We start from the raw sequence: 12,977 nt of genomic DNA, 5'->3' as shown, positions 1-12,977 counted from the left end.
GGCGCTCGCATGAAGGCGGACGGGCCGCTGCGGCCCGCCCGGCCTACGCGTGGAAGTTCGGTGCCGCCCGCAGCGCGGCCAGGCCGGGCAGGTCGCCTTGTTCGAGCAGCTCGAGCGAGGCGCCGCCGCCGGTCGAGATGTGGTCGATCTGGTCGGCCAGGCCGAAACGCGCGATCGCCGCTGCGCTGTCACCCCCGCCGACGACGGTGAAGGCCTTGGTCGACGCGACGGCCTCGGCCACCGTGCGGGTGCCGGCCGCGAAGCGGACGTCCTCGAATGCCCCCATCGGACCGTTCCAGAACACCGTGCGAGCGTCCATGATCACGTCGCTGAACTCCGCGGCCGAGCCAGGACCGATGTCGGCACCGATCCAACCTTCGGGCAAGTTCACGCCGAACTGGCGGACCTCACCACCTGCGGGTGGGTCGAACAACTTGCCACCGGGGCCGAGCGCGGTGAGATCCGACGGGAGGTGGATCGTCGCGTCGCTGGCCAGCAGCTCGCGGCAGGTGTCGACCTGGTCCGCTTCGAACATCGACGCGCCGATCCGGTGACCCTGGGCGGCGAGGAACGTGAAGCACATGGCGCCGCCGATGACGAGACCGTCGACCACGTCGAGCAGCGCGCGGATCACACCCAGCTTGTCGGACACCTTCGACCCGCCGAGCATCGCCACGAACGGGCGGCGGGGGTGCTCGCGCAAGTCGCCGAGGACCTCGACCTCACGGGCGAGCAAACGACCCGCCGCGCTGGGCAGCACGGCCGGCGGGCCGACGATCGAAGCGTGGGCGCGGTGCGACGCACCGAACGCATCGTTCACGTACGCGTCGAATCCGTCGGTCAGGCGGGCGACGAACGCCGGGTCGTTGCTCTCCTCGCCGGGGTCGAAGCGCAAGTTCTCCATCAGCTCGACCCCGGGCGCCAGCTCGGCGAGGCGGGCGCGGACCGCGGTCATCGCGTAGCGCTCGTCGGGCTTGCCCTTGGGGCGTCCGAGGTGGCTGCACGCAGTGACCTTGGCGCCGCGCTCCTGCAGCCATTGGAGGGTCGGGAGCGCCGCGCGGATGCGAAGGTCGTCGGTGATGTGCCCGTCTTCGAGCGGCACGTTGAAGTCCGTGCGGACCAGCACGGAATTGCCGCTCACATCACCCAGATCCTCCAGCACCGGCACCCGCGCGGGGGTAGCGGTGCCGAGACTCATTTCGCGGCGCCTCCGACGATGGAGACGAGATCGACGAGGCGGTTCGAGTAGCCCCACTCGTTGTCGTACCAACCCAGCACCTTCACGAGGTTCCCCATCGCCATCGTGAGGCCCGAGTCGAACGTGCACGAGGCCGGCGTGCCGACGATGTCAGACGAGACCAGCGGATCCTCGCTGTACACCAGCACGTTGGACAGCGGGCCACTCGCTGCGGCGCTCTGGTAGGCCGCGTTGACCTCTTCGACCGTCACGTCTCGGTCGAGGATGCCGACGAAGTCGGTGATCGAGCCGGTCGGGATCGGCACCCGCAACGAGGTGCCGTCGAGGCGGCCCTTCATAGCCTCGAGCACCATGCCGGTGGCCCGCGCCGCTCCCGTCGACGTCGGCACGATGTTCACCGCCGCCGCGCGCGCCCGCCGTAGGTCCTTGTGGGGTCCGTCGACGAGCTGCTGGTCACCGGTGTAGGCGTGCGTGGTGGTCATGAGACCCTTGTGCACGCCGAACGCGTCGTCGAGCACCTTGATCATCGGCACGAAGCAGTTGGTGGTGCACGAGGCGTTCGAGATCACCTTGTGCTGCGCGGGGTCGAACGTGTCGTCGTTCACGCCGACCACGAACGTGGCATCGGCGTTGGTGGCAGGCGCCGAGACGATCACGTGAGGAGCGCCTGCGTCGAGGTGCGCCGCCGCTTTCTCCCTGCTGTTGAAGAAGCCGGTCGACTCGACGACCAAGTCGACGCCCAGGTCGGCCCAGGGAAGCTGGGCCGGGTCGCGCTCGGCGAGGATCTTGATGACTTTGCCGTCGACCTCGATGCCGCCGTCGACTTCTGTGACCTCGCCGTCGAAACGACCCATCACCGAGTCGAACCGCAGGAGATGAGCCATCTGGTCGACCGAGCCGAGGTCGTTCGCGGCGACCACCTCGATGTCGGCCCCTTGGCTCCGGATCGCCCGGTAGAAGTTGCGGCCGATCCGACCGAAACCGTTGATGCCAATGCGAATGGTCATGGCGCTCGGCCTCATTTCGTGCGCTTCGTGGGCCGATCTGGTGATCGGCTCGTGGGTCGATCTGCGAAAAGCGGCCGCCCCGGGAGGGCGACCGATCCCAGCTTGCTAGTAGGTGGCGCGGTTCCCTTGCAAGACGCCGGAGGCCAGATCCCCCAGCACCTCGCCGAGCCGGACGGGATCGTGCGCCAGGCCGTCCGGAAGGCGAGCCACCGGACGCTCCACGACCGGCACCGGGATCGGTCGGCCCGGCAACGCAGTCGGGTGATGCACCACGACATCGACGTCGATGCCGTGCCGTTCGAGCGCTTCCACGTGGGCGGCGGCGTCGAGCCCCGCGGTCTCCCGGCCCTCGGGGCCGAGGTTGCACACGTACACCCGCTGAGCCGACGTGGCGCGCAGCGCCTCGCGCACCGCCGGCACGACCGCGGCCGCCAACACGCTCGTGTACAGCGAACCCGGACCGAGGATCACCTGGTCGGCCGCCTCGATCACTTTGCTCACCGCCGGAGGGCTCGACGGCGCGGCGGGATCGAGTGCGAGATGGTCGACGCCGGTCTGCTTGATGGCGACCTGGCCCGCGACTCTCCCGTGCACACCGTCGCCGACCAGCACCACCGGCTCGACCGTGGCAGGGATGACCGTGCCGACTGCGTTCACCAAGCGGGCGAGCTCGTCAACCGCCGAAGTGAAGTCACCCGTCGCGTCGGCAAGGCCGGCCAGCAGCACGTTGCCGAGCGCGTGACCGTCGAGCTCACCTCCGCTGAAGCGATGGTCCAGCGACGCGGCGAGCACCGACGGCTCGCCGACCAGCGCGCCGACACAGCGGCGGATGTCGCCTGGCGCAGGCACCCCCAACGCGGCTCGCAGCCGACCACTCGACCCACCGTCGTCGGCGACCGACACCACCGCGCTGATCGAGCCCGCATACATGCGGATGGCACGCAGGCTCGTGGCCAGGCCGTGGCCACCGCCCACCGCCACGACCGCCGGGGCGTGCGTCGCCGTCACTTGTCGACGTCCCGGTGGCTCACCGTCAGCAGCGTGCCGTCCGCGGCGAGCCGCTCGCCGAGGTCTTCCGCCACGGCCACGGAGCGATGGCGCCCACCAGTGCAGCCGACCGCGACGGTCAGATACGCCTTTCCTTCTGAGCGAAACGCCGGCAGCGTGAGCAGCAACAGCTTCTCGACCGCCCCCACGAAGGGCTCGGCCGCCGGTTGACCGAGCACGAACTGCCGGACCGGCTCGTCGAGCCCCGTCAGCGGTCGCAACTCGTCGACCCAGTGCGGGTTCGGCAAGAACCGGCAGTCGAAGACCAGATCGGCATCGAGCGGCAGGCCGTGCTTGTAGCCGAACGACACGACGCGGACCTGCATGGCGCCCGCCGGCGATTCCTGCCCGAACACCTCGACCACCCGCCGGCGCAGCTCGTGGATGTTGAGGTCGGACGTGTCGATCACGATGTCGGCTTCGTCCTTCAGCGGGCCCAGCAGCCCCCGTTCCGCTTCGATCGAGGTGGTGAGGCTCCCGCCGCCCTGGTGCGGGTGGCGCCGCCGCGTGCTCTCGTAGCGGCGCACGAGCGACTCCGTTGACGCGTCGAGGAACAGGATCCGCACCGTGGAGCCGGGTGCCCGCATCGCCGCGATCGATGCGTTGAGCTCGCCGTCGGCGGGTCCCGCGCCGACCACCAACGCGACCCGCTCGTAGCCGCTCTTGGGGTTGGCGGTGAGCTCGAGGAACTTCGGGAACAGGGCCGTGGGCAAGTTGTCGATCACGAACCAGCCCAAGTCCTCGAGCTCGTCGGCGGCGGTGGTCCGGCCAGCCCCGGACAGGCCGGCGATCACGACGAAGTCCGTCATCGATCCCCAGCGTAGTGGGGACCCGTCAGCGGCGGTCCGGGGGCGACGCGCCGAGGTGCGCCTCGTGGCCGGCCAGCTCGCCTCGGCCGTCCGCCGTCCGGGGCCTCGCCCACACGACGAACAGGCAGGCCAGCCCGTAGGTGGCCACGACCGACCACACCAGCCCGTCGCCGAGGCCGTCTTGCAGCCGGAGCCACGCCACGCCCATCGCGATTGCGAGCGCCACGGTGGCGAGGACTTGGCGCGCGGGGCGGTGGCGACCGCTGAGCAGGTCGCCGAGGAAGTCCAGCACCGCCGGGATGGGCAACAGCCACAGGAGCCGCTGGTCCAGCGACTCCGGCCAACGCGCTCCCGACCGGGCGGCGAGGACGGTCATCAGCGCCACCGGGTACAGCACCAGGCAGCGACGGCAGATCGCTGCGTTCCCCAGCCGTACGCAGCGATCCGAGTCACCCGCGTGGTGGTGCGAGAGCCAGATCGGCGACACTCCGTCCCATCGGCCGGCTGTCGCCAGGGTTGAGGCACGCGGCGTCGACGGGAGCCCGCGGGTCCTACGCTCGGCGGGTGGCCCGCCGACCGGAGACCTTCGAGTTCGACCCTGCGGAGCTCGACCGCGTGTTGTCCCGTATGGAACAGATGGCGGCCGCACAGCTCGGCTGGATCAACCTGCAGCCCGCGGTGAGCGACGACGAGCTCAAGCGGCCCGGCCCCTTCGCTGCGCTCTTCAACCGCCGGAGCCCGCAGCTGACGTTGGCCACGTGGACCGCCAGCGAGCGGGTCCGCAAGGGCGTCACCCCCGAGTCGGTTGGTGTGCAGCACAGCCGCCCCCACCGCGTCCGGGCGCTGTTGGGCGACGAAGGCAAGACGATCCCCCAAGGCTGGAAGGTCGTGCAGGACGCGCCCCGCCGCGGGTTGGTCGCCCTGCTACCGGAGGAAATCGATCACCGCGAGGTGCTCGAATGGCTGCTCGACACCACCGTGGTGGTCAGCCCGATCACGACGACGGGTCGGTGGCGAGCCATCATCCACTGGTCCGAGGCCGTGCGCGGCGCCGGCCCTGGCGGCCAGCGCGGCCGCTGACCCTCGCCGCTGAGGTCAGCCCACCGGCGAGAGCCCGACGGCCACCCGCCCGCTGAGGTGGGTCTGCTTGGCTCGCGGCAGCGGATGGAACAGGCACCCGTGCACGTCGCGGTAGAGCCGTTCGAGGTCACCACCCCGGGTGTAGGCCCTGCCGCCGGTGAGCTCGACGGCGAGGCGGACCGTGTCGATCAGCGCGTCGGCAGCGATCGTCTTGCGGCCCAGCATCGAACTGGCGAGCTGATCGGTGTTGTCGAAGCGCAGGTCATCGGCAGCGTTCGCCATGGCCACCACGACGTCGTGCGCGAGCGTGTGGGCGTTGACCATCTCGCCAGCGAGTTGGAGCGAGGGTGCGTCCGCACGGCCGGCCGCCCCGTCGAGCGCCAAGTCGACGGCCGCGTCGGCGACCCCGAGATAGGCAGCCATGATCAGCGGCAGTGCCGCCCCGAGAACGATGTTCCACACCGGGTGCCACACGTCGGCCGGGCGCGTCAGCGAGACCGCCTCGTCCGGCACGAAGACGCCGTCGAGGACCACGGTGTGTGACCCGGTGGCCCGCAGGCCGAGCGTGTCCCACGTGGGCTCGATCGAGACGCCGTCCGCAGCGAACGGCACCGACCCGTGCAGGACCTGGGGCCCGTCGGGGCTGTCGTCCCAGCGGAAGCTGGTCACCAGCACGTCGCCGACCTCGCATCCGCTCGCCGGTGACTTGCGGGACCACACCCGATACCCGCCGTCGGCGCGCTCGGCCCGCCCGTTCGACCCCAGCCAGTCCGACGCGCCGGTGCTGATCAACACCGCACCTCCGGCAACCTTGCGGAGCACCATCTCGGCGTCCATGCCGTGGAGCTGGCGCCACAGCTGGAAGGCCACGAGGTGGCTGTGCATCGACAACGTGACCGCCAGCGCCGGGTCGTGCCGGCCGAGCGCTCGCAGCGCTTCGCACATCATGCGGTGCGACGCGCCGCCGCCACCCAGTTCAGCGGGGACGAGCGCTGCCGTCAGCCCCGCTGCCTTCAGCCGCCCGAAGGCCTCACGGTCGAGCGTGCCCGCCTGGTCGGCCGCGGTCACGCCCGGCCGGACGGCGGCGCCCACCGACCGTGCGACGCCAACCCAGTCGGCCTGGGTGGGAATGGCTGAGTCCGGCTCGTGAACAGATTGGAGTGCCATGCTCCGACGGTACGAACGGGTCGACCCGCTGCCCAGTGCAGATGCTGTACCGCCTGCTCCCAGACCGCCGCGTAGGATCGGGCCCGGATTCCGCATCGAGGGGGACGGCATGGGCGATCCACGCGCCGGCTACGGGCAGTACTGCCCGGTCACACGGGCACTCGACGTCGTCGGCGAACGATGGTCGCTGTTGATCATCCGCGACCTGCTCGTGGGGACCTCCCGGTTCAACGATCTGGCCCGCGGCCTCCCGGGGTTGTCGCGGACCCTGCTGAGCAAGCGGTTGCGCCAGCTCGAAGCGGCGGGCATCGTCACGCGACGCGGCACGGACTACGTGCTGACCGATGCCGGCGAAGCGCTCCATGATGTCGTCTTCGGGCTGGGCGCCTGGGGAGCGCGATGGGCGTTCGGCCGTCCCCGCCCCGAGGAGCTCGACGCAGAGCTCTTGGTCTGGTGGATGCACGAGCGGCTGGACACCTCGGGGCTCCCGGGCAAGCGCCACGTGATCTACCTCCGGTTCAGCGACGACCCCCGCCGGTTCTGGATCGTCCTCGAAGACGGCGTGCCGTCGGTGTGCAAGGCCGACCCGGGCTACGACGTCGACATCACGATCACGTCCGATGTCGCCACCCTCTACGAAGTGTGGGTCGGACACCTGCCGCTGCGCGAGGCCATGTCGTCGGGGCAGCTCCGCTTCGACGGCACCGCCGCCCGGGTGCGCCAGATGCCGCGCGTGCTGCGGCTCAGCCCGATCGCTCCCCTGGTGCAAGCGGCCGCACCGCGCTGACCGCAAGGTGTTGCACGGCGCCGATCACGCCATCTTGTCGGCCACCAGCAACAGCAGGCGCGGGATGGTGGCGGCTTCTTCGTACTCCGGCGCGCGGATCAAGAACCCTGGAGGCGGCGCCGGCTCCGCCATGTGGCGCACGACCATTCCGTTGTCGGCCAGGCCGTTGACGTAACGAGACAGCGGGCGGTGCAGGAACTCGATGAACACGCCCGGTTCGACTTCCTCGGTCGTGCGCTGCTCGGTGAGGTACGGGCCGATGCGCCAGTACTGCTCAGGGGGCTCGAGCATCTGGTCGTCGATCCAACCGGACCCGGGCGTCTGGAGCAGCGGGTGGTTGAGGAACAACACGAACCGGCCGCCTTCGCGCAGAACCCGTGCCACTTCCGCCAACGACTCGTCGAGCGCGTCGACGTGCTCGAACACCAGGCAGGTCACGGCGGCGTCGAAATGACCGTCGGGAAATGGCAGGCGATCGGACCCGGCCCGCACGTAGTGCGCACCGCCGCGCGCCCGGGCGGTCGCGACTTGGCCGCGGGTCGGGTCGAGGCCGACGACCTGCGCTGCCCCGATGTCGGCCACCAGCCGGGACACCTGCCCTTCGCCGCAACCGATGTCGACCACCCGGTCATGGCCCCGCAGCCACTGCGCCGCGAGCGGCAGGATCTGCTCGACGTACTCGGGATCGGCGCCGTCGGTGAAACCGTCCTGCCACCAGCGAGCGTGCCGTTCCCACAAGTCGCGGTTGGAGGTGCGGGCCGCGCCGGGCTCGGGCTCAGCCGCCACGACGATCCCCTGCCGTGTGCAGCTTTCGGTGCACCGCGCCGGCCACCGTGTCGGGCAGCCACGTGAGCGCCTGGAGCTCGTCGAGCGACGCGGCCTTCACGGCGTTGACGCCGCCCAGCTCCTTCACGAGCCGCTTCTTGCGCGTAGGACCGAGTCCAGGGATGTCGTCGAGGGCGGACTTCGTCATCCGCTTGCCGCGCAGCAGCCGGTGATACGTGATCGCGAAGCGATGCGATTCGTCGCGGATCCGCTGCAACAGGTACAGCGACTCTGATTGGCGCGGCAGGCGGACCGGCTCAGACCGGTTCGGCAGGTACACCTCTTCGAAGCGCTTCGCGAGAGAGGCCACCGGGATCTCCTCCTCCAGCCCGAGTTCCTCGAGCACCCGCACCGCGACCGACAGCTGGCCCTTGCCGCCGTCGACGAGCAGCAGCTGGGGTGGGTACTGGAACTTCCCCCGATCGGCCACCGGCTTGGCGCGCTCTTCCAGGTAGTTGCCGAGCCGCCGGGTGAGCACTTCCTCCATCGCGGCGAAGTCGTCGTTCTGGGGAACGTGCACTTTGAAGCGGCGGTACTCGCGCTTGTCCGGAAGCCCGTCGGTCATCACCACCATCGAACCGACGTAGTCGGTGCCTTGCAGGTGGCTCATGTCGTAGCACTCGATCCGCAGTGGCGCCTCGGGGAGCTGGAGCTGGTCGCGCAAGTCGTTGAGCGCCCGGGCCCTGCTGTTGTGATCGGCGGCCCGACGCAGACGGTGGCGGGTGAACTCCTCCTTTGCGTTGCGGGTGACGGTGTCGGCAAGGGTGCGCTTCCCGCCGCGCTGGGGCACTCGGATCGTGACCTGCGAGCCGCGCAGCTCGCTGAGCCAGCGTTGGTGGAGGTCGAGGTCGTCGGGCTCGGTCGGCACCAGCACCTGCTTGGGCAACCCGAGCGGCGGGATCTCCTGGTAGAAGCCCTCGAGCACTTTGGACACCAACTCGGCGGGGCTGAGGTCCTCGACCTTGTCGAGCACGAACCCTTTGCGACCCAGCACCCGCCCTTTGCGGACGTGAAACGCCTGGACGGCGGCTTCGAGCTCGTCGTCCGCGATCCCGAACACGTCGATGTCCTCGTTGCGGTCGGCCACCATCTGCTGGCGCTCGATCGCCTTGCGGACGCTCGCCAGCCGGTCGCGGATGCGTGCCGCGCGCTCGAATTGGAGCACCTCGGCGGCCTCGCCCATCTCGCTCTCGAGCCGCTTGACGATCGTGTCGGTGTCGCCGGCCAGGAACTCGAGCAGCTCGTCGAGCAGCTCCTGGTAGCGCTCATGGGTGACCTCGCCCACGCAGGGCCCCGAGCACTTCTCGATGTGGAACAACAAGCACGGCCGGCCGAGCTTCTCGTGGCGCTCGAACTTGTTGTCGGAGCAGGTGCGCAGCGGGAAGGTTCGCAGCAGCAGATCGAGCGTCTCCCGAATCGCGTAGGCGTGCCCGTAGGGCCCGAAGTACCGCACCCCCTTGCGCTTGCTGCCGCGCATGACCATCGGCCGGGGCCACTCGTCGCTGACGGTGACGGCCAAGAACGGATAGCTCTTGTCGTCGACCAGGCGGACGTTGAACCGCGGCCGGTGGCGCTGGATGAGGTTGTACTCGAGCATCAACGCTTCGACGTCGTTGTTGACCTGGATCCACTCGACGGTTTCGGCGGTGGCGACCATCTGCGCCGTGCGCGGCGGCAGGTTGCGCGGGTTCTGGAAGTAGTTCGACAGGCGCTGGCGAAGGGACTTCGCCTTGCCCACGTAGATCACGCGGCCAGCGCCGTCTTTGAACTGGTAGGAGCCGGGCGCGTCGGGGATCGTGCCGGCTGGTGGACGCTGGACCATCGGCCCCATCGTAGGGAGGGTCGGGCGCCGTGCGTCCCAGCGTGCGGGCGGTGGGCCGCGCGGTTCAGACCCAGCGGGTCGCCATCGTCGACGGCTCGAACGAGAGGCCTTCACGCTCCAGCCAGCCGGTCGTCGCCAACAGGGCGAGTTCGTGGTCCGGCACCGCTCGAGTCCAGCCCGCCGACCCGGTCCTCGATCGGATCGGGACAGCTTGCGGCCCACCAACCTCGCCGGTGACCGCAGGGCTCCACGCAAGCCCCTCGGCAGCACCCGCACAGGCCGCAGTGGACGCGGGGATCGCCGCATCGACATCGAAGTCGACCGCGGCATCGCGGCGACGGACCAGCGAGACGCCGATGTTGTTGGCGTTGGTGTCGCGCTCGGTCAACGCCCACGACGCCGCGCCGGGTCCCGGATGGCCGGCGCCCTCCGCGGGCGCGCCGAGGAACCGCCACTCGATGAAGCGCAGGATCGAGGTGTGGTCGAACACGGTGTGGTCGACGTAACCGCGCCGGGCGTACGGCGAGGCGACGACGGTGGGCACCCGGAACCCGCCCTGCCCGAAGTTCTCCGAGTCCTCGGCCGACAAGCGCTGATCGGCGAACGTGGCCGGACGGACGTGGTCGAAGAAGCCACCCCATTCGTCGTAGGTCAACACGAACAGCCCGTGCTCCCAGTGCGGCGACGCTGCGAACGCGCGGAACACGTCCTGCAGGAACCGCTCGCCCGCGTGGACGTCGCCGTGGGGATGGTCATCGGTGCGGCTGCCTCCGATGAAGCCGGGATCGACCATCGTCACAGCCGGCAGCTTCCCGGCCTTGCAGTCCGCGAAGTAGTCGTCGACCTGGCTGTTGATCGACAGCAGCCGCGTGCCCCAAAGGAGCGTGACCGGCAGGTCGGTCGAGTAGTAGCGGGCCGACACACCAGCCTTCGCGAGACGGTCCCAGATCGTGTCCCACGGGAGCCCGCCGGCGGGCGGGAGCTGGTTGCCTTTGATGCCGCCGGACTGCGCGGAGTGCAGATACATCCGGTTCGGATACGTCGACGCGAGCAGCGACGCGTGCGAGTGGTCGCACACGGTGAAGCGTCGCGCCAGGGCAGACGTGAACGGGAGGTCCGCCGCCTCGTAGTACCCCAGCGCGAACTCGTCGTTGCCGCTTCCCGTGCCGAGAAAGCCCCGATCGCGCTGCGCGCGCCCTTGGGTCCACGTGTGGCCCGGGTCGGGGTGGCCACACCCGCGGAACCCGTCACCTGCGGCTCGTCCTCCCGGCCAGTGGCGTGTGGCCACCGGACCGTTCGGCCCGGCGAAGGTCTGGCGCTGGTCGGCCTCGACCCTGAAGGTCTTGCCGTAACGGGAGCGTCCGGCCTCCAGCCACGCGTGATCGGTCGCCAACCAGCCGAGCCAGTGGTCGAAGGAACGGTTCTCCATCATCACGACCACCACGTGGTCGATCGGTGAGCTGGCTGCGGGCGATGCCAGCAGCGGCTCGTCGCTCAGCGCCCGCTTCGGCGCGGTGATGCTGGGACCACTGCCACCGAGGCCCCCGCGCCCAGCCGGCTTGCCATCCGGCCCGCAGCCCGACAGCGCCCCGCCGACCACCGCCAGCGCCCCGGCACCCGCCGCGAGCCGGGCACTGTCAGCGAGGAATCGTCGACGGTCCATGGCCGCCATGATGCCCGTGCGTCGTGGTTGCGCGCCCGGGGTGATGGGCCGAACGCGTCGACCTGCGACCACGTCAGATGGCGCAGCCCTCGGGGCCGCAAGCTGCGGCTTCGTCGGCCGACCGAGCCTCGCGTCGCCGCCGAAGTGCACGACGTGCGTGTCGGGGACGCGATCCTTCCGCCGCGCGAACCCGTCGATACGTGGCGCCGACGTGCCGCGGAAGTACACTGCCCCTACGCCGACCGGGTTTACGGCGACATATCTGCTCCCAGGACGACATCCCCGTGGCGAGGCGACCCGGCTGCCCCCACCGTCCGTTCACGGAGCACGCACCCCATGGAGGGTTCACCGACATGTTGCGCATCCAGACGCCTCTGCCCGAGGAGTACTTGACCGCGACCGACGACGAACTCGCTGACCGGATCGGCGCGGCGAAAGCTGCGCTCGGAGAGCGACTCTTCATCCTCGGCCACCACTACCAGCGCGACGAGGTGATGCGCTGGGCCGACGCCCGCGGCGACTCGTACCGGCTGTCGGTGCTCGCCCAACAGCGGCCCGCGGCCGACTACATCGTGTTCTGCGGCGTGCACTTCATGGCCGAGTCGGCCGACATCCTCACCGCTGACCACCAACAAGTCACCCTTCCTGACCTCAACGCCGGCTGCTCGATGGCCGACATGGCCGACATCGACGAGGTCGAAGAAGCGTGGGAGTCGCTTGCGGACGTGATCGATGTCGAGCGACTGGTCCCCATCACGTACATGAACTCCTCGGCGGCCATCAAGGCGTTCGTGGGTCGCCACGGTGGTTCGGTGTGCACGTCGACGAACGCTCGATCGATCGTCGAGTGGGCCCTCGGGCGTGGCAAGCCCGCCGGCCTCGACACCCAGGGCGCCACCGGCGGCGGCGACAAGCTCATCTTCTTCCCAGACCAGCACTTGGGGCGCAACACCGGCTTCGACCTCGGTCTCACCGCTGACGACATGCGGCTGTGGAACCCGCGCTTCGACCTCGGCGGCCTCGACGATGCGGATTGCAAGGACGCCACGATGTTGCTGTGGAAGGGCCACTGCTCGGTCCACCAGCGCTTCACCCCCTCGCAGATCGAGGCGTTCCGCGCCGAGCACCCTGGCGGCATCGTGGTCGTGCACCCCGAGTGCCCGCATGAGACGTGCGAGCTCGCCGACCAGGTCGGCTCCACCGACTACATCATCAAAGCTGTGGCCGCCGCGCCCACGGGGTCGGTCATCGCGGTTGGTACCGAGATCCACCTGGTCAACCGGCTGAACGACGAGACGCCCGACAAGACCGTCGTGTCACTCGACCCGCTCGTGTGCCCGTGCTCGACCATGTTCCGGATCGATGCGCCGCACCTCGCCTACCAGCTCGACGGCCTGGTGAACGGGAAGGTTCGCAACCAGATCACCGTCGAACCCGAGACCGCGCAGTGGGCCCGTGTCGCCCTCCAGCGCATGATCGACATCACCGAGAGCTGACTTCGGCGCGTCGTCAGCGGCGCATCCCAGACCGTCCCGGGTCGCCCGCGGCGGTCACGCGTCCTCACGACGCGCT

General features: G+C 69.9%; 12 protein-coding genes. 3 read left to right on the top strand and 9 right to left on the bottom strand.

Annotated features, from left to right (window positions below; genetic code table 11):
* Nucleotides 1-43 precede the first annotated feature (43 nt).
* The 5 genes from VHA73_07650 to VHA73_07630 form a co-directional block, all read right to left on the bottom strand.
* Nucleotides 44-1,168 (bottom strand): phosphoglycerate kinase, encoded by a 1,125-nt coding sequence (locus tag VHA73_07650; GenBank protein ID HVX17892.1) that lies wholly within the window; start codon nt 1,166-1,168, stop codon nt 44-46.
* A gap of 26 nt (nt 1,169-1,194) precedes the next feature.
* Nucleotides 1,195-2,205: a type I glyceraldehyde-3-phosphate dehydrogenase gene (gene gap / locus VHA73_07645; GenBank protein HVX17891.1), complete on the bottom strand. Its 1,011-nt coding sequence runs from the start codon at nt 2,203-2,205 to the stop codon at nt 1,195-1,197.
* A gap of 105 nt (nt 2,206-2,310) precedes the next feature.
* Complete coding sequence (gene yvcK / locus VHA73_07640; protein HVX17890.1) at nt 2,311-3,213, bottom strand: uridine diphosphate-N-acetylglucosamine-binding protein YvcK; 903 nt, start codon at nt 3,211-3,213, stop codon at nt 2,311-2,313.
* The gene (rapZ, locus tag VHA73_07635) at nt 3,210-4,061 is read right to left on the bottom strand and encodes an RNase adapter RapZ (GenBank protein ID HVX17889.1); all 852 of its coding nucleotides are present in this window, start codon (nt 4,059-4,061) and stop codon (nt 3,210-3,212) included. Before rapZ ends, yvcK begins: the two co-directional genes overlap by 4 nt.
* A gap of 25 nt (nt 4,062-4,086) precedes the next feature.
* Complete coding sequence (locus VHA73_07630) at nt 4,087-4,437, bottom strand: hypothetical protein (GenBank protein HVX17888.1); 351 nt, start codon at nt 4,435-4,437, stop codon at nt 4,087-4,089.
* A 188-nt stretch (nt 4,438-4,625) separates the two neighbouring features.
* Here VHA73_07630 and VHA73_07625 point away from each other — a divergent pair, with 188 nt between their 5' ends.
* Nucleotides 4,626-5,141: a hypothetical protein gene (locus tag VHA73_07625; protein HVX17887.1), complete on the top strand. Its 516-nt coding sequence runs from the start codon at nt 4,626-4,628 to the stop codon at nt 5,139-5,141.
* A 15-nt stretch (nt 5,142-5,156) separates the two neighbouring features.
* On the opposite strand, the gene VHA73_07620 is transcribed toward VHA73_07625, so the two are convergent.
* Nucleotides 5,157-6,308: an acyl-CoA dehydrogenase family protein gene (locus VHA73_07620; protein ID HVX17886.1), complete on the bottom strand. Its 1,152-nt coding sequence runs from the start codon at nt 6,306-6,308 to the stop codon at nt 5,157-5,159.
* A gap of 109 nt (nt 6,309-6,417) precedes the next feature.
* Between VHA73_07620 and VHA73_07615 the strand changes: the two genes are divergently transcribed.
* The gene (locus VHA73_07615; GenBank protein ID HVX17885.1) at nt 6,418-7,095 is read left to right on the top strand and encodes a winged helix-turn-helix transcriptional regulator; all 678 of its coding nucleotides are present in this window, start codon (nt 6,418-6,420) and stop codon (nt 7,093-7,095) included.
* 24 nt (nt 7,096-7,119) lie between these two features.
* Here the strand turns inward: VHA73_07615 and VHA73_07610 are convergent, their stop codons facing one another.
* The 3 genes from VHA73_07610 to VHA73_07600 form a co-directional block, all read right to left on the bottom strand.
* Nucleotides 7,120-7,881, bottom strand: coding sequence for a class I SAM-dependent methyltransferase (locus VHA73_07610; protein ID HVX17884.1), 762 nt, complete (start codon nt 7,879-7,881; stop codon nt 7,120-7,122).
* Nucleotides 7,871-9,742 (bottom strand): excinuclease ABC subunit UvrC, encoded by a 1,872-nt coding sequence (uvrC, locus tag VHA73_07605; protein ID HVX17883.1) that lies wholly within the window; start codon nt 9,740-9,742, stop codon nt 7,871-7,873. Before uvrC ends, VHA73_07610 begins: the two co-directional genes overlap by 11 nt.
* Before the next feature lie 64 nt (nt 9,743-9,806).
* The gene (locus VHA73_07600) at nt 9,807-11,405 is read right to left on the bottom strand and encodes an alkaline phosphatase family protein (GenBank protein ID HVX17882.1); all 1,599 of its coding nucleotides are present in this window, start codon (nt 11,403-11,405) and stop codon (nt 9,807-9,809) included.
* Nucleotides 11,406-11,758: 353 nt separating this feature from the next.
* Here VHA73_07600 and nadA point away from each other — a divergent pair, with 353 nt between their 5' ends.
* On the top strand, nt 11,759-12,901 hold the full coding sequence (nadA, locus tag VHA73_07595) for a quinolinate synthase NadA (protein ID HVX17881.1): 1,143 nt from the start codon (nt 11,759-11,761) through the stop codon (nt 12,899-12,901).
* Nucleotides 12,902-12,977: the final 76 nt, after the last annotated feature.

The sequence above is a fragment of the Acidimicrobiales bacterium genome, from assembly GCA_035547835.1.
Classification (GTDB): domain Bacteria; phylum Actinomycetota; class Acidimicrobiia; order Acidimicrobiales; family Iamiaceae; genus DASZTW01.
The sequence above is the reverse complement of the archived record's forward strand: the minus strand, read 5'-3'. Positions and strand labels throughout refer to the sequence as shown.